This window comes from Chelativorans sp. AA-79 (assembly GCF_029457495.1).
In the GTDB taxonomy this organism is placed as follows: domain Bacteria; phylum Pseudomonadota; class Alphaproteobacteria; order Rhizobiales; family Rhizobiaceae; genus Chelativorans.
On sequence record NZ_CP120361.1, the window covers coordinates 888,889 to 910,626 of the forward strand.

At 61.5% G+C, this 21,738-nt stretch carries 24 protein-coding genes; 9 read left to right on the forward strand and 15 right to left on the reverse strand.

Features of this window, described 5'->3' with window-relative positions:
• Positions 1-26 precede the first annotated feature (26 nt).
• Positions 27-1,019 carry a UDP-glucuronic acid decarboxylase family protein gene (locus tag PVE73_RS04500; RefSeq protein ID WP_277365793.1) on the forward strand — a complete coding sequence of 331 codons (993 nt, stop codon included), beginning with the start codon at positions 27-29 and terminating at the stop codon, positions 1,017-1,019.
• Here PVE73_RS04500 and PVE73_RS04505 read toward each other — a convergent pair.
• Positions 1,006-1,239, reverse strand: a complete 234-nt coding sequence (locus PVE73_RS04505) for a hypothetical protein (protein WP_277365794.1) — start codon at positions 1,237-1,239, stop codon at positions 1,006-1,008. The two genes, PVE73_RS04500 and PVE73_RS04505, sit on opposite strands and share 14 nt — an antisense overlap.
• 188 nt (positions 1,240-1,427) lie before the next feature.
• Here PVE73_RS04505 and PVE73_RS04510 point away from each other — a divergent pair, with 188 nt between their 5' ends.
• The 3 genes from PVE73_RS04510 to PVE73_RS04520 are packed head-to-tail and all read left to right on the forward strand — an operon-like array spanning position 1,428 to position 2,900.
• Positions 1,428-2,504, forward strand: coding sequence for a DNA topoisomerase IB (locus PVE73_RS04510; RefSeq protein ID WP_277365795.1), 1,077 nt, complete (start codon positions 1,428-1,430; stop codon positions 2,502-2,504).
• A 12-nt stretch (positions 2,505-2,516) separates the two neighbouring features.
• Positions 2,517-2,744, forward strand: coding sequence for a hypothetical protein (locus tag PVE73_RS04515; RefSeq protein ID WP_277365796.1), 228 nt, complete (start codon positions 2,517-2,519; stop codon positions 2,742-2,744).
• The gene (locus PVE73_RS04520; RefSeq protein ID WP_277365797.1) at positions 2,745-2,900 is read left to right on the forward strand and encodes a hypothetical protein; all 156 of its coding nucleotides are present in this window, start codon (positions 2,745-2,747) and stop codon (positions 2,898-2,900) included. It abuts the gene before it with no gap.
• Between the two features lie 4 nt (positions 2,901-2,904).
• Here PVE73_RS04520 and PVE73_RS04525 read toward each other — a convergent pair whose 3' ends face one another.
• Positions 2,905-3,138: a hypothetical protein gene (locus tag PVE73_RS04525; RefSeq protein WP_277365798.1), complete on the reverse strand. Its 234-nt coding sequence runs from the start codon at positions 3,136-3,138 to the stop codon at positions 2,905-2,907.
• A 336-nt stretch (positions 3,139-3,474) separates the two neighbouring features.
• Positions 3,475-3,858 (reverse strand): DUF427 domain-containing protein, encoded by a 384-nt coding sequence (locus PVE73_RS04530; RefSeq protein ID WP_277365799.1) that lies wholly within the window; start codon positions 3,856-3,858, stop codon positions 3,475-3,477.
• A 145-nt stretch (positions 3,859-4,003) separates the two neighbouring features.
• Between PVE73_RS04530 and PVE73_RS04535 the strand changes: the two genes are divergently transcribed.
• From PVE73_RS04535 to PVE73_RS04555, 5 genes are all read left to right on the forward strand, one after another.
• Complete coding sequence (locus tag PVE73_RS04535; RefSeq protein WP_277365800.1) at positions 4,004-4,588, forward strand: HPF/RaiA family ribosome-associated protein; 585 nt, start codon at positions 4,004-4,006, stop codon at positions 4,586-4,588.
• A 77-nt stretch (positions 4,589-4,665) separates the two neighbouring features.
• The gene (locus PVE73_RS04540; RefSeq protein WP_277365801.1) at positions 4,666-5,721 is read left to right on the forward strand and encodes a sodium:calcium antiporter; all 1,056 of its coding nucleotides are present in this window, start codon (positions 4,666-4,668) and stop codon (positions 5,719-5,721) included.
• A gap of 78 nt (positions 5,722-5,799) precedes the next feature.
• The gene (locus PVE73_RS04545; protein ID WP_277365802.1) at positions 5,800-6,600 is read left to right on the forward strand and encodes a hypothetical protein; all 801 of its coding nucleotides are present in this window, start codon (positions 5,800-5,802) and stop codon (positions 6,598-6,600) included.
• Positions 6,597-7,319 (forward strand): metallophosphoesterase, encoded by a 723-nt coding sequence (locus tag PVE73_RS04550; protein ID WP_277365803.1) that lies wholly within the window; start codon positions 6,597-6,599, stop codon positions 7,317-7,319. The genes PVE73_RS04545 and PVE73_RS04550 overlap by 4 nt, the downstream gene beginning before the upstream one ends.
• Positions 7,320-7,573: 254 nt before the next feature.
• Positions 7,574-8,941, forward strand: coding sequence for a DUF2793 domain-containing protein (locus PVE73_RS04555; protein ID WP_277365804.1), 1,368 nt, complete (start codon positions 7,574-7,576; stop codon positions 8,939-8,941).
• A gap of 13 nt (positions 8,942-8,954) precedes the next feature.
• On the opposite strand, the gene PVE73_RS04560 is transcribed toward PVE73_RS04555, so the two are convergent.
• From PVE73_RS04560 to PVE73_RS04615, 12 genes are all read right to left on the reverse strand, one after another.
• Positions 8,955-10,148: a glycosyltransferase gene (locus PVE73_RS04560; RefSeq protein WP_277365805.1), complete on the reverse strand. Its 1,194-nt coding sequence runs from the start codon at positions 10,146-10,148 to the stop codon at positions 8,955-8,957.
• Positions 10,145-11,365: a hypothetical protein gene (locus tag PVE73_RS04565; protein ID WP_277365806.1), complete on the reverse strand. Its 1,221-nt coding sequence runs from the start codon at positions 11,363-11,365 to the stop codon at positions 10,145-10,147. Before PVE73_RS04565 ends, PVE73_RS04560 begins: the two co-directional genes overlap by 4 nt.
• Before the next feature lie 10 nt (positions 11,366-11,375).
• Complete coding sequence (locus tag PVE73_RS04570; RefSeq protein ID WP_277365807.1) at positions 11,376-12,230, reverse strand: sulfotransferase domain-containing protein; 855 nt, start codon at positions 12,228-12,230, stop codon at positions 11,376-11,378.
• Between the two features lie 42 nt (positions 12,231-12,272).
• Complete coding sequence (gene rfbD / locus PVE73_RS04575; RefSeq protein ID WP_277367347.1) at positions 12,273-13,160, reverse strand: dTDP-4-dehydrorhamnose reductase; 888 nt, start codon at positions 13,158-13,160, stop codon at positions 12,273-12,275.
• Between the two features lie 7 nt (positions 13,161-13,167).
• Positions 13,168-14,226, reverse strand: coding sequence for a dTDP-glucose 4,6-dehydratase (gene rfbB / locus PVE73_RS04580; RefSeq protein ID WP_277365808.1), 1,059 nt, complete (start codon positions 14,224-14,226; stop codon positions 13,168-13,170).
• Complete coding sequence (gene rfbC / locus PVE73_RS04585; protein ID WP_277365809.1) at positions 14,223-14,792, reverse strand: dTDP-4-dehydrorhamnose 3,5-epimerase; 570 nt, start codon at positions 14,790-14,792, stop codon at positions 14,223-14,225. The genes rfbB and rfbC overlap by 4 nt, the downstream gene beginning before the upstream one ends.
• The gene (gene rfbA / locus PVE73_RS04590; protein ID WP_277365810.1) at positions 14,785-15,666 is read right to left on the reverse strand and encodes a glucose-1-phosphate thymidylyltransferase RfbA; all 882 of its coding nucleotides are present in this window, start codon (positions 15,664-15,666) and stop codon (positions 14,785-14,787) included. The genes rfbC and rfbA overlap by 8 nt, the downstream gene beginning before the upstream one ends.
• Positions 15,667-15,958: 292 nt before the next feature.
• The gene (locus PVE73_RS04595) at positions 15,959-16,984 is read right to left on the reverse strand and encodes a hypothetical protein (RefSeq protein WP_277365811.1); all 1,026 of its coding nucleotides are present in this window, start codon (positions 16,982-16,984) and stop codon (positions 15,959-15,961) included.
• An 18-nt stretch (positions 16,985-17,002) separates the two neighbouring features.
• Positions 17,003-17,692, reverse strand: coding sequence for an ABC transporter ATP-binding protein (locus PVE73_RS04600; RefSeq protein ID WP_277365812.1), 690 nt, complete (start codon positions 17,690-17,692; stop codon positions 17,003-17,005).
• A gap of 1 nt (position 17,693) precedes the next feature.
• Positions 17,694-18,461, reverse strand: coding sequence for an ABC transporter permease (locus PVE73_RS04605; RefSeq protein ID WP_277365813.1), 768 nt, complete (start codon positions 18,459-18,461; stop codon positions 17,694-17,696).
• 7 nt (positions 18,462-18,468) lie between these two features.
• A complete protein-coding gene (locus PVE73_RS04610; RefSeq protein ID WP_277365814.1) occupies positions 18,469-19,668 on the reverse strand; it encodes a lipopolysaccharide biosynthesis protein in 1,200 nt (399 codons plus the stop codon).
• Positions 19,655-21,655 (reverse strand): capsular polysaccharide biosynthesis protein, encoded by a 2,001-nt coding sequence (locus PVE73_RS04615; RefSeq protein ID WP_277365815.1) that lies wholly within the window; start codon positions 21,653-21,655, stop codon positions 19,655-19,657. Before PVE73_RS04615 ends, PVE73_RS04610 begins: the two co-directional genes overlap by 14 nt.
• Between the last annotated feature and the right edge of the window lie 83 nt (positions 21,656-21,738).

Consider the following 21,738-nt stretch of genomic DNA (forward strand, 5'->3'; position numbering starts at 1 on the left):
ATGGTGCGCGGCAGGAAGGGGACGGCATGGACGTCGTAAAAGCCAATGCGGGACGGAAGCGCGTGCTCGTCGCCGGCGGGGCCGGTTTCGTGGGATCGCATCTTTGCGACGCGCTGCTTTCGGAGGGCTGTGCCGTCGTATGCGTGGACAGCTTTCTGACCGGCGCGCGCGCGAACGTCGTGCCGCTTGAAAACCATCCGGATTTCCGGCTCGTCACGCAGGATATCTGCAGCCCGCTCGGCGTCGATGAACCGCTCGACGAGATTTACAATCTCGCCTGCGCGGCCTCGCCGCCGCGTTACCAGGCGGATCCCGTGCACACGATGATGACCAGCGTGGTGGGAACGCGGAACCTGCTCGAGCTTGCGCAAGAGCATGGCGCCCGGTTCCTGCTTGCCTCGACCAGCGAGGTCTACGGCGATCCGGAGGTCCACCCCCAGCCGGAGGACTATCACGGCAACGTCAACCCGACCGGGCCGCGTGCTTGCTACGACGAAGGGAAACGGGCGGCCGAGACCCTCTGCTTCGACCTTTTGCGGCTCGGACAGGTGGATGCCCGCGTGGCGCGCATCTTCAACACCTATGGTCCGCGCATGCAGGCCGATGACGGGCGCATCGTCTCCAATTTCATCAACCAGGCGCTTCGGGGGGAGCCGCTGACCATTTACGGCACCGGGGCGCAGACGCGTTCCTTCTGCCATGTTTCCGACCTCGTGAAAGGGCTGATGGCGCTCATGGCGGTGGAGCCCAACCCGAAAACGCCGGTCAATCTCGGCAATCCGGGGGAGTTCACGGTCAATGAACTGGCAGCGCTGGTGCGCGAGATGGTGCCGGAGGGGTCAGGCGTGGTCTGCCGACCACTTCCGCAGGACGATCCGCAACGTCGCCGGCCGGATATCACGCGGGCGAGAACGCTGCTCGGATGGGAGCCGCGCGTTCCTTTGCAGGAGGGATTGAAGGAGACCATCGCGTGGTTCCGCCTCGCTCACGAAGCGGAGAAGCGGATTACGGCTGCTTGACCCAATTCCCCGCGCCCGTGCGCGTCTTTGCGCGTGCGCCCTGAGCGGCCTCTTCCGAACGCCGTTTTTCCGCGAGCGCTGTCTGGAGCTTCATTGCCAGGACGAGCAGCTTTTCCGGAACGGCCTCCTTCTCGATCTCGTCGAGGAGGAGGCGTAAATCGGGCGGCAGAGCTTCGGCCGTCTGCTCCGGCAGTGGATGCTGTCTTTTGCTGCGACTCATCGGCGATCCTGCAAATCTGTCGCAAAAGGTTGTCGCCTAATGATCCGCTTGGCAATCGCGAAGGGCATGATTGCGTCATTTTTCCACCTTTGCACGGCGATTTGACGCGGCCTGATGCCACAAAGGAACAATCGGCATTGCTGCTCATTAAGGCCTCGCGCGTCGCTTCCTGACGCATGAAGGAGCCAATGCTGAACACTCTGGATATTCCCGCACAGGCACGCCACGATCCGATGGAGGATGCACGCCGGGCCGACCTCGTCTACGTCAACGACAGCGAGCCCGGAATCCGGCGCCGCCGCGCAGGCAAGGGCTTCTACTATCTCGGTCCCGGCGGCGGACGCCTGGAAGACGCCGAAACGCTTGCCCGCATCCGCAAGCTCGCCATTCCGCCGGCCTGGACGGATGTGTGGATCTGCACGCGCGCCGACGGCCACATCCAGGCCACGGGCCGCGACCAGCGCGGCCGCAAGCAGTATCGTTATCATCCGGACTGGTTCGCATGCCGGGACGAGGTGAAGTTCTCCACCCTCGCGACCTTTGCCGAAGCGCTGCCCAAACTGCGGGCACGGGTCGATCACGACCTGAGGCTGCGCGGCATCCCCATGGAACGCGCCATTGCCTCGATCGTCTGGCTGCTCGACAACACGATGATCCGTATCGGCAACGAGAGCTACACGCGGGAGAACAAGAGCTTCGGCCTGACCACGCTTCGCACCCGTCACCTGGAGGTCGAAGGAGCGCGCCTGCGCTTCTCCTTCGTCGGGAAATCGGGGCAGGAATGGAAGCTGAAGCTCGCGGACCGGCGCATCGCACGGATCGTCCGCGCGATCCAGGAGCTCCCTGGCCAGCACCTTTTTCAATATATCGACGAGGAGGGAAACCGCCGTCCGGTCGATTCCAACGACGTCAACGCCTACATCCACGCCTATGCCGGCGAAGCCTTCACTTCCAAGCATTTCCGCACCTGGGGGGCAACGCGCGCGGCGGCGATCCAGCTTGCCGTGGAGCCGCCGGAGCCGAGCAAGCGCGCCAGAAACCGGCAACTCAACGCGATCATCGACCTGGTTGCCCGCCGGCTCAACAACACGCGCGCGGTCTGCCGACGCTGCTACATCCATCCCGCCGTCCTGAACGCCTGGGAAGACGGGCGGCTCGCCGGCGAAATGCTGGAGATTCGCCGCGGCCACAGACGGCCCTTCAAGGGGTTGAGCGAGGAGGAATCGCTGGTTTTACGGTGGCTTCGCCAGAACAACGGGCACTGATCGGAACAAAGCATGCCGCCGCCCGGTTGCATGGATATGGCAACCAGGCCCCATAATTTCCTGCGCAGCCTGCTGGCGGAACTCCTGCCCGGCTGGATCAAGCAAAAAAGGAAACGTGCGCGTTTCGGGCCGGAGGCGGCGGCGACGCGGCATCGCGGAACCATCGCTGGAAAGACACGTTCCACCGGTGAGGAGGTTGTCCAGGCGGACAAACCTCAGAAAAAAGCCGGAGGGCCTTAAATGGCTGAATATCTTTGGTTCTTTGCGGTGGGTGTCGCGCCGTTCCTGGTGGCTGCACTGGTGATCTACGTGCTGGTGCGCCGCAGGCGGCTGAGGCCGGACGAAAGGGTCGCGCGGGACGAAAAGACGAAAGAACTCTACGAGGATCGCCGGTAGCCGTTCACACCTGCGGGGTTCCCTCGCTCGAGGGCCTCAAACCCACACTCAAGATATCGGCATCGTTGCGCATCGCGGCGCGCCGTGTCGGATTTTCGTTTTCATCGGGGTTCGGCCACGGCTCTTCATCCGGAAGGCGCTCCGGGTCGGGTTCGCGCACAGGTTCGGGATCCGGAAACGGCTCCGGAGGCGGCGGTGGAGGTGGCGAAGGGTCGGGAATGGGGCGTGGCGTGCTCATCGCAATCTCCTCTCAGAAGTACAGAAGCGCGAGCGCCCCGATCACCACGAGGGCTATCCCGACAATGAGAAGTCCATACAACAGCAACGACCCAGGTCCCCTCCGCATCGGGGCCTCGCCCCGCCTGCGGTTTTCGTGTTCCCGCTGCCGCTGCCCGGGTGTCGGGGGATTGCCGCCGGCTTCATCATCGGAGCCGAGCGGGGCTGCCGCGGGATCCGGGTAAGGGACCTTCTCGCCCGTTCGCCCTTCGTCTATATCCGCGCGCAGACGGTCCACCGTGGGAGGGTCTTTACGGGGCTTCGGCTTCGAAGCATTCATTATGGCTGGTTCCGTGGCTCAGGGAACATGCGGTTCGTGGATGATATCCTGCTGCGGGACGGCCTCGATTCTCACCTTTCCCGGATCGAACGCGGCATGCTGACGGATGGCGCGCAACTCCGGCGAGGGCTGGTCGTAGGCCCACATCACATCATCGGCCGATTCACCCACGGCCCAGGCGTTCCAGTATCTCGCGCTGCCTTTCAGCGGGGCGTGCCTCTCGGTCGCGGACTCGCGGAGAAAGTCGAAATAGACGTCGCGGAAAGGGATGTAGAAGACCGGCTCGCGGTCTTCTTCCCGAACCACGAGCGCCTCCCTGGTCGACGCGATGATCGCATCGGAAAACATGACGTTCACGGTTCCGCGAAATGGCTCGACCGTCACTTTGGGCTTCTCGTCCACAGGATAGCCTCCTTGCCTTTCATCACCCTAACGCTCGCCACTCTTGCAGGTTCCGGCAGTCGGGATGGGGAACAACTGGGGGATATCGGCCGTTTGTATGGCCGAGTCCGCTCCGCAACGCCGGGGCCGCAGACAAGAGGTATCCATGCAAATCCCGCTACAGATCGCGTTCCACCGCGCTGAAAAGTCGGAATGGGCGGAGGATGAAATCCGGGCCCGGGTCGAAAAGCTGCAGAACTATCATGACAGGATCACCGGGTGCCGGGTGACGGTGGACCAGCGGGCGCGGAACGTGGAAGGCACATTGCCGCCGGTGGTGCGCATCGAGATCAGCGTCCCGGGAACGGCGCCCATCATCGTCGCCTACGAGCCCGACCGGCTGCAGCACAAATATCAGACGCCGGACCTCGGCAACGCCATCAACGACGCGTTCGCCATTGCGGAGCGCCGGCTGTCCCAACTCAAAAGAGCGCGTGCGGGCCGCAACAAGGACGGGCAGCACGATTCCCAGAACCAGTTCCTCGGCCAGGTGGCGCAGATCTATCCGCAGGATGATCATGGCTTCCTGCTGACGAAGGAGGGAGGCAGCCTCTATTTCCACCGCAACGCCATGCTGCAGGGCGATTTCGACAAGCTGCGCGTGGGCGACGAGGTTCATTACGTCGAAGAGGTGGGAGACACCGGGCCCTTGGCCACCAAGGTCAGGGTCGTTTCGGCGGACCAGACCTGACGCCGAGCCGCGGGGCCGGTGCGGCGCCCGAACCTCCATGATCCGGGACTTAGCCCCGGAAAACCATTTGCGGGACGATGCCGGCGTTCACCGATTTGCCCCTGACGATCAATCTGCTTCTGTTCGCAGTCGCCGCGCTGGTCGTGATGTTCGCCGGCGCGCGTCTGTCGGGTTACGCGGATGCGATCAGCAGCGCGACAGGCCTGGGCCACGCCGCCGTCGGCCTCCTCCTGCTTGCAGGCGTGACCTCGCTGCCGGAAATCGGCGTCACGGTCACCGCTACGCTGGGCGGGAATGCCGGGCTTGCGCTCAACAATCTCTTCGGCAGCATCGCGATGCAGGTGGCGCTCCTCGCGGTGGTCGATTTCGCCCTCGGACGGCGGGCGCTCACGGCTATCGTGCCGGATCCGACGGTGATGCTGGAGGGCAGCCTCAACGTGCTCCTGCTTGCGATCGTGGCCAGCGGCATGGTCGTTGGCGACATCCTGTTTCTCGGGGCGGGGCTCTGGTCCTGGAGCTGCCTCTTCGGATATGTCGCATGCGTTTACATCCTCTCGCGGGAAAAGGGGCGGAAGCCGTGGCTTGCCGCGAGCCGCGGCAAGCCGGACCGCGAGCTCATGGAGGAGACGGAGCGGACCGAGGCCGGCGGGGACGGCAAACGCAATTTCCGGTCGCTGCTTCTCAAGACAGCGTCCGCCGCAGCGGCCATCCTCGTCGCGGGCTTCGTCGTCGCCCGCACGGGCGAGGCGATCGCTGAACAGTCCGGTCTGGGCACGAGTTTCGTCGGTTTCGTCCTCGTCGCCATATCGACCTCCCTGCCAGAGGCGAGCACCGCGCTTTCGGCCGCCCGCCATGGCTATTTCACCATGGCGATCTCCGATATCCTCGGCACGAACCTCATCAATGTGGGGCTGGTCTTCCTCGTCGATATTCTCAGTTCCGCGGGGCCCGTGCTTGGCGAGGCGGATACTTTCGCCACCTTCGGAACGCTTCTCGCGATCGTGCTCACGGCGCTGTTCCTGGCCGGACTCGCCGAACGACGCGACAAATCCGTTTTACGGATGGGCTACGATTCCATCTCCGTCATCCTCGTCTATGCGGTGGGTCTCGTGATCCTCTTCACGCTCCGCTAGCCAGGTCACGCGACGCGCGGCCCCGGAACTCCTGGCCGTGCGAGGAATTGTTGGGGGACGACCCATAGGAAAACCGCAATGGTCACCGATCCGGAAAGCTCCATTCTCTCCACGGCGCCGCTCGAGGCCAGGGCCGAACCCATCCTGGACAGCGCCGAGGCGGAGCCCTTCTATTCCGAAGTTCTCGACGAACTGCAGGAGACGGGCATACCCATTCTCGTAGCAGGCACTTTCGCGGTCTCCGCCTATACGGGCATTTCGCGCGTGACCAAGGACTTCGACGTCTTCTGCAAAGCGGGCGACTGGCCGCGCCTGCTTTCGCATTTCAAGGGTCGCGGCTACGACGTGTCCGTCGAGGACGAACGATGGATCGGCAAGGTTGGCCGCGGGCCGATCTTCTTCGACGTGATCTTCGCATCCTCGAACGGCACCACGCCCGTCTCGGACCTGTGGTTCGAACATTCCTGCGAAACCAGCCTGCTTGGGCATCCCGTGCGGCTGGTGGGCCCGACGGAGCTCGTCTGGTCGAAGCTCTTCATCCAGAACCGTGACCGCTATGACGGGGCGGATGTCGTGCATCTCATCCTGCGGGCGCATGACCGGATCGACTGGAAACGGCTCCTCCAGCACATGGAAGTGCATTGGGAGGTGCTGCTCATTCACCTCCTCAACTTCCGCTTCGTCTATCCGAGCGAGCGCGATCGCGTGCCGCGCTGGCTTCTCGAAGAGCTGCTGGACCGGCTGGCGCACCAGCGCCAGCTTCCGCCGCCGCAGGCGCGAATCTGCCGCGGGCGTATGCTTTCCAGCGCGGACTACGAGATCGACGTGCGCGAATGGGGCTTTGCCGACAATGACGGAGAAGTGGTGAGCAGCCGATGAACGAGACGACCTCCGTGGTGCGGATCGCCGCCATCGGCGATCTTCACGTGAAAGAAGACGCGACGATCTCCTACCGCCAGATGTTCAACGAGATCGCGCGCAGTGCCGATATCCTGGTGCTTGCCGGCGATCTCACCGATCTCGGCAAGCCGCGGGAGGCCGAGCTTCTGGCGGAAGACCTGCGCGGATGCGGCGTGCCCATCGTCGCCGTGCTCGGCAACCATGATTATGAATGCGAGGCGGTGGAGGAGGTCTCGCACATCCTGCGCGACGCGGGGGTCCACCTGCTCGACGGACAGACCGTGGAGCTGAAGGGCGTCGGCTTTGCGGGGGTGAAGGGGTTTGCCGGCGGTTTCGGCAAGCGCATGCTCGCGTCGTTCGGGGAACCCGCCATCAAGGCGATGGTGGGGGAATCCATCAAGGAGGCGATGAAGCTCGAGAACGCCCTGCGGCAGGTGAAGGCGGACAAGTCGCTCGCCGTGCTGCACTACGCGCCGATCGCCGAGACGGTGGCCGGGGAGCCGGCCGAAATCTTCCCCTTCCTCGGCTCCGCCAGGCTCGGGGAGACGATCGACCGCTTCCAGGTGGGGGCGGTGGTGCACGGGCACGCCCATCAAGGCACCTATCAGGGCCGGACAGGGACCGGCGTGCCGGTCTACAACGTGGCGCGCCATATCGAGAAGCCGGGCGGCCAGCCCTATGCGGTGATCGAGCTTTGAAGGTGCCGCCGCCGGCCGCTCCGGCGGGGATAGATAACCGGCCATTTCTTCGGCCGGGAGAAAAATCGACGCCGGTCCCGGCACATGGTGCGGGCCGAAATGCGTAGAAGAGTCAATATGTTGGCCCGGACCTTTTCAGGACGGCCGTCCGCCTTCGCCTGCCCGCGAGCCTGCGCCGGGGCGTGAATCTTCTCCCCACCCGCCGCAGCCGTTGCAGAATGCGTGCCGATGAAGCCGGATGGAGAGGCGTGCAAATGAGCGAAGAGACCCCGAACCTGAACCTCCCCTACATCATGCCGTCCCAGGCGCAGAAGCACGTGACGCACAACGAGGCCATCCGGGCGCTCGACGCGCTGGTGCAGATCGGCGTGCTCGGGCGCGGGGTGCAGAGCCCGCCGGACGCGCCGGCGGAGGGCGCGCGCTATATCGTGGGGGACGCGCCCGCGGAGGGCTGGGAGGGCCAGGCGGGGCGGATCGCGGCCTTCCAGGACGGGGCCTGGGCCTTTTATGCGCCGCGCGCCGGCTGGCTCGCCTATGTCGCGTCGGAGAGCCTGCTCGTGGTGCATGACGGCGCGGAATGGCAGGCGGTGCGCAGCGGGCTTTCGACGGAGGACCTGCGGAACCTCGAGGGCGTGGGCGTCAATGCCGCGCCGGACGCGGTGAACCGGCTGGCGGTTTCCGCCCCCGCGACGCTGTTCAGCCACGAGGGCGCGGGGCACCAGGTGAAGGTGAACAAGAACGCCGCGGCGGACACGGCGAGCCTCCTGTTCCAGACCGGCTGGTCCGGCCGGGCGGAGATGGGCCTTGCGGGGAACGACGATTTCTCCGTCAAGGTGAGCGCGGACGGCGCGGCATGGTTCACGGGCCTGACCGTGCGCGGCGCCGATGGGGCGGTGGATGCGCCCGCGGGGCTGTCGGCCGGCGGAAACGCCGTCTGGCACGCCGGCAATTTCGCCCCGGGAGCGAAGCAGGACGCGCTCGACGGCGTGCGCGCGGTGGAGATGTTCCAGGCCAAGGCCAACGGCACCCTGCCCACCTATATCGATCTTCATACGGAAGCCGGCACGGATTACGAAACGCGGATCGTGCGCTGGAACAACAGCAATGCGACCAAGCCCGGCTGGTTCGAGATCGCCAATTCCGGTTCCGGCACGCTTTCGCTGACGCCTTCCGGCCCGGTCTGGAACACCTACGCCATCGCGCGCGACGGCTCCTCGCCGCAGTTCGGCAATCAGGTGCGCCTTTCAGGAGAGGCGCCGACATTGCAGTTGACGGAGACGGACACGAACATTTCGTATCGGCTGATCGGCGACGTCGGGGCACTCTACATCCAGGCGGCCGCACCCTCCGGCAATGCAGGCATGATCCGCTTTTCCGGCTGGGCCAGCACGGATATCGGCGCGCTTCAGGTGCGCTATGATGGCACGTTCAGGAATATCCATCATTCGGGCGCACCTATTAACCTGCGCGGCTATACCGTTGCAGAGCTGCCCAACGCGGCCAGTGTTGGGGCAGGCGCAATGGTCTTCGTGTCAGATGATGCAGGTAGTGCAGCGCCGGCGTTCTCCGATGGTGTTGGTTGGCGACGGATGGCTGACAACACTTTAATCAGCCCAACGTAGGCTGTTCACTAACTCAAATCGAGGCATAGAGATCGATGTACTTGCCAACCTGCGTTTCCCAAGTGGGGATACTATCCTTATGGGGATTGGAGTAGGCACTCCAATCCACCGTTGATATTGTACTCACGTGCGAATGTGCAGTCTCCATATCAACAGCAAACGTGTCGAACTTATTTCCGTTCACACCGTCTATAACGGCATCAGCTTGCGCTCCACCACTTGATGTAAGTACCCACTTGTCTCGGATTAGGGCCTCTCTGACTACAAGACCGTACGACTCAGGTACCCTAGATGGAGCAATGATCACATCAACAATATCGTAGAATTCTTCTATGCGAGAGTGTTCCATAGACTTTATGAATTCGATTCTGTTATCTCCGAACCCGTTATCTAGAATGCTGTCTAATTGGTACTTTCCATTCATGTTCGATACAACCAGGAACCGGCAATTCGCCGGTGCTCGAACTGCGATATCGATCACTATATCAATCCCCTTGTGAGCGGCATCTCCGCCAAGATAGCCGAGATATACGATCCCCGTTTGCTTCCAGGGCGCGGGCTTCACTGGGCGCGGAACATCCACTCCATTCTCGATGACATGGACGTTATTACCAATCATCCCACTGTTCTCGTACAGGTCCCGCATGTAATTGGAGACGTGTACGACGGCGTCGAAGCTGGTATATACCCCTTTCAGAATCTCTGATCGCGCCGTCATATCAAAAGCATTCGCCGTGCAGTAAAGGCACGTGGCTTGGTCAATTCTCTTTAATTGTCCACAGAATACTTGGTCCTCATGCCACAGAAACTGCCTCTCGCAAAGCCACCAGTTATCGTGAACGGTAACTATACACTGTATGCCGAGGTTCTTGACGGATTGGACCATCTCTATTCCCATAGTTTGTATGGAATGGAAATGTACAAAGTCCGGACTGTATTTTTGACAAACTCTGACTACACATTCGGCAACAATAGAATTTCTATGATATGATACGTAGCTGCTAGGCTTTGAAATTGTCATAACTATCGATACGATATTATCGGAAATTGTGTGTTCTTCCAGAGATATGGCATCTCCGTATCTGACGGAGAAGAGAATTACCTGGGCACTCTTTTCTATTCCTTTAGCGATATGCTCCGCAACAATGCTTCCGCCTCCAGTTAAATATGGAGAAAAATGCACGTTAACAAACAGTATCGTTTTCATCGTAGAACGCCTTTAACATACCCTTCGGACACATTCGGAAGATAAAGGTCAGAACTGACAATCCTTTGTATTCTGTCCTTTAGTGTAGCGCGAACGTCGTTATATTCTTTCTTCTTTCTGACAACATCAAGGAAAAGTTCTACGGCATCACCTTTCTCATCGATAAAATGAACAGATTCGTAGGCCTGTAGCTCATCTTTCACATGTATAAATTCGGGATGCTTCGAGCAGAATACATCCATTGCGAGAAGAAAGCCTTCCTGCACCCGTATTGCGCTCTTGCACCGGTTAAACGGATGATCAGCTAGCGGGATTACTGTTGCCGGAAAGCGAGCCATTCGAAAAAGATGAGGAAGGTAATTAAGCGGGGGTAGATTTCTTACTCGATCCTTTCGATCTTTGAGCCATTCAACATTTGGTGGCGGTCCGGCTAAAGATAAAATTAAATCCTTATTACACTCCATCACACTTTCTATTAACGTTCGAGATTCGTCCAAATCCTTTTCAATGCCGGATGAAAGAGACGTCATTATAACATTTTCAGTAAGTTTTACGTTCCACGTCTGTTCTGCATAATATTTTGCAACAGATATATGCTGGTCATCAATCAAATTTCTCCAGAGAACAATTTCCTTCGCATATTTTGATGCGAGATTCGCTATTGGGTGGGTGGAGGCACAATATACGTGGGATTGCCGAAGCATCTCTTGATAGAATGGAATCGCAGTATAGAAGCTTTTTACCAATTGAGTTGGTAATCCTGCTAGTCCTTGATTCAGGTCTAAGGCTTCTTTCGAAAAAATTGCATCATCGACGTCAAGAATAACTTTCCCGCATTGGCCCGCATACCTCATCCTCTGGATAGAATTTTCGTTGGGTTCAGGCCGCTGGAAGAGAAAGTGGGTGTATCCGTTTAGCTCCGAAGTAGATGTCAATTCATTTTCTGGGATCACTTCGTATTGTATATCCCTTCTTCGGAGCGCCTCTATCTTCTGCTGAACCCTATAGCGAACGCACTGACGCAAATAAGGGTTATATATGATCAAGACGGACGGCCTACTTTTCAAATTGGGAAGTGGTAGGCGGTTGAGGGCACTTGCGTTGAATTTTGCGCTGACCAGGGCTCCCGCACGCGATGCGCGTAAAATGGCCTTTCGATTACTCTCCCGCTTTAGGAAGTTAGCGATCGCAATTGCATTTTTGACGCGCCGGTACACAGCTTCAATCCTAGTGCTTTGAGCGGTTCACAGCCCAAGCTGGGGGCAGGGTCCCCAGAAGATCCTGTAGCTCGGCATAAATGGGTTCATATGCTTCCGTTAATTTTCCGAGAAGCTCACGAGAGAACTTCTTTTGTGGCCCTTCATTAATTGATTTTGATAAGGACTCTGAATAGGCTATCTTTACTCCCAAGAATTCAGATAGGTCCTTTGCGAAAGCGTCTTTATCAGACATTATTTCTTCGAATATGTAATATCTGAATTGCTCCCTGGGGAAGACAGACAAAATGTTATTTATTGTCTCTGAGTAGCTCGATCTCTTATACACGTCCGTCTTTTTTGCGAAATCTAATATTTCTTTATTCGATATACGGTCGATGCGCTTATTTTGTCCCGAAAACATCATCTCAAATTTCAGGTGCGACAATGTTCTTTGAACGGGGTCGCGCATTATAAAAGTTATTCTTGTATCTGGATCGAATTTTTTGACATGCTCCCAGCCTGAGACCGGCAAATGACAATAGGTGTTTGATAGATCTGCTATATATTTCGCGTCCTCGTAGTTTTGAAAAAGACTGTAGTACCAATAGTCATCTATATCTTTCCTTAGATAATAAGATAACCATGAAAATAAATCAGACAATTCTTTATTGCTTACATTCTCGGACATTGATGAAATTATTCTGCTTACCCTTCCTTTTCGCGCATCGTAGCCTATCAGCTTATATTCTGTGTGAACATAGCTAAAGTAATCGACTTCCTTTACGGGAGTGGTCATGATTCTCTTGTTGCTCTTTAAAAGGTGCAGCAGCCAGGTTGTTCCGGCTTTCATTGCTCCAGCATTGATATAAAGTCGCGGCCTCATTGGTTGCCCCTTATGAAACTAAAGTTCGCTGTTGATTGGACGTTAGCTTGCGTCCGTAAAGGCGCCTACCACAGCCGCAATCGCCTCCCGCCAATCAGGCATCGCAAAGCCAAAGGCCTCGGCAAAACGGTCGCAGGCGAGGCGGGAGTTGGGTGGGCGGGCGGCTTTGGTGGGAAAGTCCGCGGTGGCGATCGGAACCACGCGGGCGTGAGGGCCGCCGCGGCGGCGGCTTTCCTCGAAGATGTGGGCGGCGAAGTCGTGCCAGCCGGCCGCGCCGGTGCCGGCAAGGTGATAGGTCGTGCCCCATCCGGCCGCCGTTCCGCCGCGGCGCGCCTCGATGGCGGCGAGCAGGCCGTCGGCGATGTCGAGCGCGGAGGTGGGATTGCCCGTCTGGTCCGACACGACGTGCACCTCGCTTCGCGTTTCGGCGAGCTTCAGCATGGTCTTCAGGAAATTCCGCCCATAGGGGCTGTAGACCCAGGCGGTGCGCAGGATCAGATGATCCGGGTTTTCCCGGCGCACCGCCTCTTCGCCGGCAAGCTTGCTTGCGCCATAGACCGAAAGCGGATTGACGGCATCATCCTCCCGGTAGGGCCGGCCGAGCGCACCGTCGAACACATAGTCGGTGGAGATCTGCACCAAGGGGAGGCCGCGCGCCACCGCCGCCCGCGCCAGGAGGCCGGGCGCCTCGGCATTGACGGCATGGGCGACCGCGGGCTCGTCCTCGGCCTGGTCGACAGCGGTATAGGCGGCGGCGTTCACCACGAGGTCGGGCGCATGGCGAGCAAGCGCCGGCTCGATCGTGCGCGGGTCGGCCAGGTCCAGCTCGGGCCGGCCGACGGCGAGGAGGGTCAGGCCCGGATGCGCCGCCGCACGGTCGAGCAAACTTTGCACGAGCTGGCCGTGTTTTCCCGTCACCAGAACCTTCATCACCGCCTCATGCCGCGCCCAATCTTTCGCCGGCATAGGCGCCCTCGCGAATGGGCCGCCACCACCAGGGATTGGAAAGATACCAGTCGACGGTCCTTTCCAGCCCCGCCTCGAAGCTCACCGACGGCTTCCAGCCGAGCTCGCGGCCAATCTTGCCCGCATCGATGGCATAGCGCCGGTCGTGGCCGGGCCGATCCCGCACGAAGGCGATGAGGTCGCGGTGCGATTTGCCCGCGCGGCGGGGACGGCGCGCATCGAGCACGTCGCAAATGGCCTCCACCACGGCAAGATTCGTGCGCTCTGCATTGCCGCCGATCGCATAGCTCTCGCCGACACTCCCATGCCGGAAGACGAGCTCCAGCGCGCGGGCATGATCCTCGACGAAAAGCCAGTCGCGCACATTCGCGCCGCTGCCATAGACGGGAAGCTGCTTCTCTTCCAGCCCGTTGAGGATGGCGAGCGGGATGAGCTTTTCGGGGAAGTGGAAGGGGCCGTAATTGTTCGAGCAGTTGGAGAGCACCACCGGCAGCCCGTAAGTGGCGTGCCAGGCGCGCACCAGATGGTCGGACGCCGCCTTCGACGCGGAATAGGGGGAGGACGGCGCATAAGGCGTCGTCTCGTCGAACTTCCTGGCGGGATCGAAAGGCAGATCGCCGAACACCTCGTCGGTGGAGACATGGTGGAAGCGGAAGCGCGCCTTGCGCTCCCCTTCGAGCGTGCGCCAGTATTCGAGCGCGGCGTTGAGGAGCTGGAACGTGCCGACGATATTGGTCTCGATAAAGGCGGAAGGGCCGTCGATCGAGCGGTCCACATGGCTTTCGGCGGCGAGATGCATGATGCCGTCGACGGCGAAGCGGGCAAGGATCTCGCCCATGGCGCGCCCGTCGCAGATATCGGCGCGCACAAAGTGATAGTTCGGCCGGCCCTGAATGGCCCTGAGCGAACCCGGATTGCCGGCATAGGTGAGCTTGTCGACATTGACGACGGTGTTGTTCGGGTCCGCAGCCAGACGGCGGCAAACCGCCGATCCGATAAAACCGGCACCTCCGGTGACGAGGATCCTCATGCGGCCGCTCCATAACGAAAGCCCGTGTCCAGCCCGGCCAGGAGCGGCGCCGCCCGGTCCTTTGGCGAGAGCAGCGGTGTGAACCCTGCCGGCCAATCGATGCCGATCGCCGGATCGTCGAAGCGGATGGCGCAATCATGATCGCGCGAATAGGGCGCGGTGACCTTGTAGGTCACCTCCGTCTCCGGCTCGATGGTCATGAAGCCATGGGCGAAACCCCTGGGCACCAGGAGCTGGTTCCATCTGGCCGCCGACAATTCCACGCCGACCCATTGCCCGAAGGTGGGCGAGCCGGCGCGGATATCGACCGCCACGTCGAAGACGGCGCCGCGCACCACGCGCACCAGCTTGTCCTGCGCGAAGGGCGGCTTCTGAAAATGCAGGCCGCGAACGGTGCCGGGCGAGATGGAGAGCGAATGGTTGTCCTGCACGAAATCCAGCCGGATCCCCGCCGCCGCAAGATCGCCCGCATTGTAGGTCTCGGAGAAGAATCCGCGCTCGTCGGCAAACCTTCTCGGCACGATCTCCAGAACGCCTTCCAGGCCGAGCGCGCGGATCTCAGGCATGTTCGAGCTCCTCTGCGCAGCGGATCACATAGGCGGCATAGGCTTCGTTTTTCATCGCCCGCGCCCTGTCGACTGCAGCCTGGGGCGCGAGCCAGCCCATATGCAGCGCGATCTCCTCGGGGCAGGCGATCTTGATGCCTTGCCGGTGCTCCATGGTCCTCACGAAGGATGCGGCCTCGTGCAGGCTGTCGGGCGTGCCCGTGTCGAGCCACGCATAGCCGCGTCCGAGACGCTCCACGACGAGATCGCCGCGCCGGAGATAGGCCCTGTTCACGTCGGTGATTTCCAACTCGCCGCGCGCCGAAGGCTTCACCTCGGCAGCGATGTCCGCGACGTCCTCGTCATAAAAATAGAGGCCGGTGACCGCCCAGTCCGATTTCGGTTCGCGGGGCTTCTCCTCGATGTCGAAGGCGAGCATCGTCTCGGGATCGAAACTGACGACGCCATAGCGCTGCGGGTCCGCCACCCGATAGGCGAAAATGCTGGCGCCGCGGGTCCTGGCCGCAGCCGCCTGGCACTTGGCGGCAAGCCCGCTGCCGTAGAAGATGTTGTCGCCCAGGATGAGGGCGGAGGGGCCCGAACGCAGGAAGGACCTGCCGATGACGAAAGCTTCCGCAAGCCCATTCGGCCGGGCCTGCTCGGCGTAGCTGAAATCGAGGCCGAAAGCGCTGCCGTCTCCGAGGAGCATGCGAAAGGCGGGCAGATCGCGCGGCGTGGAGATGATCAGGATTTCTCTTATGCCCGCCAGCATCAGGACGCTCAGCGGGTAGTATATCATCGGTTTGTCGTAGAGCGGCAGCATCTGCTTGGAGACGGCCGTCGTCATGGGGTGCAGCCGCGTTCCGCTTCCGCCTGCCAGTATAATGCCCTTCATCCCCCACGCCCGATCTTGTTCATCCACGGCAGTTCGTGAATGAATTCTTCAAATCTCCAATGAAACAGCACTTTTGCAGTTCATGACCGCACAAGCCAGTTTCATTGTATTTCGGCGATATTGTCGCCCCCGCAATTTTTTTGTACCGGGGGAGGGCCCCGATGTAAAGAACCGAAGTGGCGGGAATCACCCATAATGTTCAACCTCGGGAGAGACGGTGACGGGGCCCAGGCGGGCAGGCGCAAGCAAGCTCTCCGAAGCGGTTGGGACTGCTCAGGGAAGGCTTCCAATTTCATGAGAATACTCCCTCATGACGGGAAGTCAACCCGAGTTCATAGTACCAGAAGTTGCGCAATCTTGCGGGGTCGCCGATGTCGAGCGCCAGCTGGCGATTGGCGGCGGCGGCATCCCGGACGAGATGCCTGTTTCCTGCAAGGCGCGACAGCACTTCATACCAATCACCGGCTTCACTGCAGAAGAAGCCGGCCCGGGCCTTCCGGGCGCTCCCGGCGAAGGATACGGCGGAACCGTAGACCGGCGCTGCGCCGAAGCAGGAGATCTCCAGGATCTTGCTCCGCGACCGGGCGGCGTTGAAGGGCGTCGGCAGCGCCGGCGCGAGTGCAATGTGGTAGCGTTTCTGCGCAAGGCTGGTGCGATAGGCGGGCCAACTCTGCGGAGAATGGTGAACGGCATTGGACAGGCGGAGCGATGCCGGCGCGAAGCGACCGAGATAGGTCTCGAGAACACAGTCGGGATGATCGGCCAGGAAACGCACCAGAGGCGGTTCGATGCTTTCCAGGTCCCCGAGATGCGATCGTGTCCCGACGAAGACGAGCCGCAACTGTTCCTCCTGGTGATGCGTGAGATCGGCCGGAGGCAGGGCCAGGGCGGGGTGAAGGAGGGTGGCCGTGTCCCGCCCCAGCCGCTCCGCCAGCCGCTCGGAGCAGACATAGATCCTGGCGGCGTTGCGGATCAGCCAGCGCGCATTGCCGTCGCGCAAGCGCCGCAGGCGGGCGCGATAGGCGCGCGGCAGGTTCACGTCCTCGCTCCCTGCCCAGATATCGTCGTCCAGCAGATAATGGATTTGCGCCGGAGGGAGCTCCGCCAGCCGGATGCGTGCGCCGGGGTCCCAATCACGGATGACCAGGAGACGCGGCTCCGAGGCATCCGGCACATAGAAGATATTCGGCGACAGCGCCCACACGCGATGCTCGCGGCTGCCCACCTTCCCGATCTCGTCGCGCATGCATTCCGAGAAGTAGATGGACGTCGTCGGGCGCTCGGTGCTTCGGCGCGGCTTCAACCAGCTTGAAAGCACGTCCTCCTCCTGAGAAGGCTAGTTCGGGGAGGGTGCCGCGCCGGCTGTCTCACGCGCTTTGTTGGAAGCGGCATATGCGCCGATGGCATCGTTCACGTCGTCAAAGTACCAGACGCCCTCCGGGGAAAGCAGAAGACCGCAATCGCAGTATTCGCGGATCTGGTTCATGGCATGGGAGACCATGAATATCCGGGCATGCGGCAGCTTTTCCGCGAAGACCTTCTTCGATTTCCGCCTGAAGTTCTCATCGCCCACCGCCGTGATCTCGTCGATAAGGTAGCAATCGAAATCGATGGCCATGCTGAGCCCGAAGGCGAGCCTCGCCTTCATCCCGTTGGAATAGGTCCTCACGGGCAGGCCAAGGGACCTTCCGAGTTCGGAAAAGCCGCGCACATAGTCTATGACCGCTTCGGTCTGCTGACCGTAGATCCGCGCCACGAAACGGATGTTCTCGATGCCGGTCATCGATCCGTTGAAGCCGCCGGCGAAACCGAGCGGCCAGGAGACCCGGCCATGGCGGACCACTTTCCCTTCGTCGGGCAGTTCTGTTCCGGCGATAAGTCGCATGAGCGTCGATTTTCCGGCCCCGTTGGGACCGAGAATCGCGACATTCCTGTCGCGCGGAAACCGGTATGTCAGACGCTCGATGACGCGTTTCCTCACGCCCTTGACCGCATAGGATTTCGAGACGCCGAGAAGGTCGATCATCTCAGTTCCTCCGGCTGCGGGTGAGGCGCTCGCCGGCAAGGCCGGCGAAGGTGAGGCAGAGCGCCACGGCGAGGATATAGGTCTTGTCGAGCACGCGGGTGTCATAATTGACGTAATAGCCGCTCCTTAGCCACTCCACCGCGTGCAAGACGGGATTCCATGAAATCCAGTCGATGACACGCGTGGGCAGGGCGCTCGGCACATAGAACACACCTGATACGAAGATGAGGGGACGGGTGAGGATCTTCTCCACATGCCGCCAGCTGTCCCACAGCGAAACGAGCACGGCATTTGTCGCGCCGAAGCCGAAACCAAGCAGGAGGGTGACCGAGAAGGCCTCCATCAGGTCCATCGGGTGAGCCGGGACATCGGCGAGATCGAGGGCAATCAGCGCCGAGAAGAAGAGGCTCATGATCAGGGCATAGGTCGCCGCGATCAGGATGGCTCGCGCAAAGAGAAAGTCAGCTCCCTTGATGAGAGGGTATGCAGTCAAGGCCCTGTTGGCCTCGAACACCGTCATCAGGGAATCGCCCAACTTGTTGAAGAATTCGAGTGTCAGGAGGCCCGTGGCGAAAAACAGCGCAAGGCTTGCTCCGAAGGGGGGATGGCGGCCGATCGCCGAGAACAGGAGGACGAGGATCATCGTGCCCGCTGCCGGTACGATAATGGCCCAGAGATAGCCGATCTGGGAGGTGCCGAACGTCGCGCGCGTTTCGCGCAGCACCAAAGCGCCGATCACGCGAAGCTGGGTTGCAATCGCTGCCTGCATGATGCCCTCACGAAACATGGTCGCGCACGGAATATGCAACCAGCGCGCCTATCCCCCAGACGAGGGCCAGCGCGGCGAGGATCAGCAAGCTGTTCAGAAGCCGCCGGGGATAAAGCGGGTATTCCGGCACGAGCGGCTGGGAATAGACGGCAAGATAGCGCTGCTGCCGGTCGGCCTCCACGCGCGCTCTTTCGAGGGAGGAGAGCGCGGATGTATAGGCCTGCTGGGCGAAATTGCGTTCAACCTCCAGGGTTTCGTAAGCGGCGAGCAGGCCCGAGAGGGCAGAAGGGTCTTCCGCGCTCCCGCCCTGACTTGCCTGCACATTCATGTCCGCGATTTCCTTCTCGAGCGCTTCGGCGTGACGGCGCAGGGTGCGCATAGCCGGCGAGTTGCTGTCGACTGCACCCTGGAGGGCGGAGATGCGTGCGCGGGTCTCGGCCAGCTCTTTCTCGAGGCCGCCGACGATCTCGATCTGAAGCTGCGCGATGCGGCCGGGATCGAGCGCGTTCTCCTCGACGCGGAACCGGCGCAGCTCCTCCAGCGCGGCGCGCAGCCGGGCTTCGGCGCGTTCCACCTCCCCCTCGGCATAGGCGACGGCGTCCGCGCGGGCGCTGGCGGACAGTTCGTTGACGAGCGTCTTGCAATAGGACAGCACCAATTCCGCGATGCGCGCCGCATCCTCGGGCCGGAAGGCCTCCACCCGGAAGGTGACGATGCCGGAATTGTTGTCGAACGTGGTGTGGATGCGATCCGCCCAGTATTCTACCCTATGCTCTATGTCGAGCTCGGGATCGAGCCGGTAGAGGAAGTCGGCGACAGGCCCGCTATAGGCCGCCTGCAGCGGGAAAGCCCGTTCCAGCTTTTCCACGAGATCGCGGCTCTCCAGGAATTCGAGCAGGATATAGGAATCGGATGCGGTGGAGCCGACATTGGCAAGGCCCGTAAAGGCGCCCAGGAAGTCGGTTCCCATGCTGGAATCCATGCCGCGCACGGCAAAGCCTGCGCCGGCCACGTAACGGTCGGACGCTATGAAGGCGTAATACGCGGCCGCAAGCAGCGCGGGAAGGAGCACGCACAGGAGGAATGAGGCGGCGAGCAGCCGGCGGCGCGGCTTCCGCCGGGAGCGCTCACCTTCGGAAAGGGAGAGCGCTTCGCCCTTTTCGAAGCCGGGCCTCGGCACGAGCCGCACCGTATTATCCTCCGCCACGGCTCGCCTCCATGTCTTCTGCCTGGGAGGTGTGGGGAGCGGCTTTGCCGAACTCTTCTGCAATCAATCTTCGCGCCGCGAGCAACGGCCGCAGCAATTTGCGGGGAAGAGAAGGCTCCCCGCGGCTTGCTGCCCGCCATGCGCCCAGTTCGCCGACCGCTTCCTCAGGCGTGACGAAACGGCCCGAGAAGCGGCTCAGGTAAGCGGGATAGAGAATGAGGCAGCCGGCGACGAGTTCATCCGGACTCAGGCGCCGCTTGCGGCGCTCGATCGGCGCGATGTCGGCAGTCAGGCCCCAGCCGGCATAGAAGGGCTGGCCGTAACAGGTCACGGTGCGGTCCCGCAGCAGGGCTTCGAAGCCCGCCAGCGAGGTGAGCGTGTGAACCTCGTCCACCTGCCCGAGCAGTTGCGCCATGTCGGCGGAGGCCAGCACCTCATCGCAAAGGGCTCGCCAGCGGTCCTGACGGTGCTTCCCTCGGCGCAGGCCGGCCGCCACGTCCGGGTGCGGCTTGTAGACGATATAGGCTTCCGGATTGACGCTGCGCACGGCGCAGAGGAGTTCGTGGTTGGTCTTGATCAGCGGCGCGCCGAAGCGTATCGAATCGTCGCTCTCCACCTGTCCGGGCACCAGAATGACGCGGGAAGCATCGCGGGGACGCGTCCAGCCCGGCGCCTCGAGATTGTACTTCGTCAGTCCCGCTTCGACGATGGCGCGGCGGAGCTTGCGCGCGCGCTCCAGAAGAGCGTCGTCGAAATCGGCCTCCGATAGGAGCCGTTCGAGTCTCGATGGGCTGGACGCATCGTAATAGATGCCCTCGTCGTCGCAGATCCAGGAAAGGGGCTGCGTCAGGTCGGCCCCGAGGCCAACGGAGCGCAGGAAGCCGTCCTCCACCCGGATGATGCGCGCATCGGCGGGCAGCTTCGCGGGCGCGTGGCGGCCCCACACGGCGACCGTCGCCCCGGAGGGAACGGATGACGGCCTGCGAACGAATTTCAGCTCCGATCCGGCCAGGAAGCGCTTGAGGATCGGCTGTTTCCACCAGGAGAAACCGAGAGCGTGAACGGACGGAGCGAACCGGGCGCGCATCCGCCTTTGCAGGGCGATGTGCGCAAGCACCGTCTCCACCTCGGCCGGTTTCGCCCCGTGGGGGTCCCGGTAGCGGGGATAGCGGACTAGCGCCGCGTGCACGAGCTGTGCAAGAGAAACGGGGGACCGCCGGCCGGGAGGAGGCAGGTCATCCTCCGTAAGGCCCCAGCCGGCGTAGAATGGAAGCCCGAAGCAGCGGACCGGCTTTCCCCAGATGAGCGCCTCGAAGCCCAATTGCGAGGTGACGGTATAGACCGCCTCCGCCTCCTCGATAAGCCGCACCGGATGGCAATCCGCGGCGACGATCCCGACGCGCGGATCGGCCGATGGCATGCGCGGGTCGAAATAGCCGCGTTTTCCGCGCGCCACGACGTCGGGATGGGTTTTGACGAGGACGGTGCATCCCGGATTTTCACGGATCGCGGCCTGCAGCATCCTGGCGAAGGAGGATGCGTCGGCCCGCCCGTGCCTGACCGAGGCATCGTCGAATGCCTGGTCGACAACGAGCACGAAGGGGCGCGGCAACGCGCCCTCGTATTCGCGCGCATGGTTGTATTTGGAGACCCGGCCCTCTCTCCAGCTCTGGACGAGCCGGGTGGTGCGGCGCTCCTCGCTCGCGCCGAGCGGCTCGGTCACGAGTTTCTCAAGCCGGGACGGGGACGATGCGTCGTAGTGGATGCCCAGATCGTCCATGAGAATGGAAAGCGGAGGATCGAAGCGCTCTACCGATCGCAGGAAACCGTCCTCCAGCAGCAGGAACGGCAGGCGCTTCCGCGCGGCGATTTCGCGCGCGCGCCTTCCCGAGCGTTTCATGCCCCAGCCGAGGACGGCCCGTTCATCCTCCTCCAGGAACGCATGGAGGTGGGGAATGCGCGCAATGCCGCGTGAGGCCGGGATCATACCGGCAGAGCTTCCGTATGGACCCATGGCCGCCGTCATCGGCTGGAGGTCCCGTCGCTTCCTTGATGCCTGGCTCTCATCGG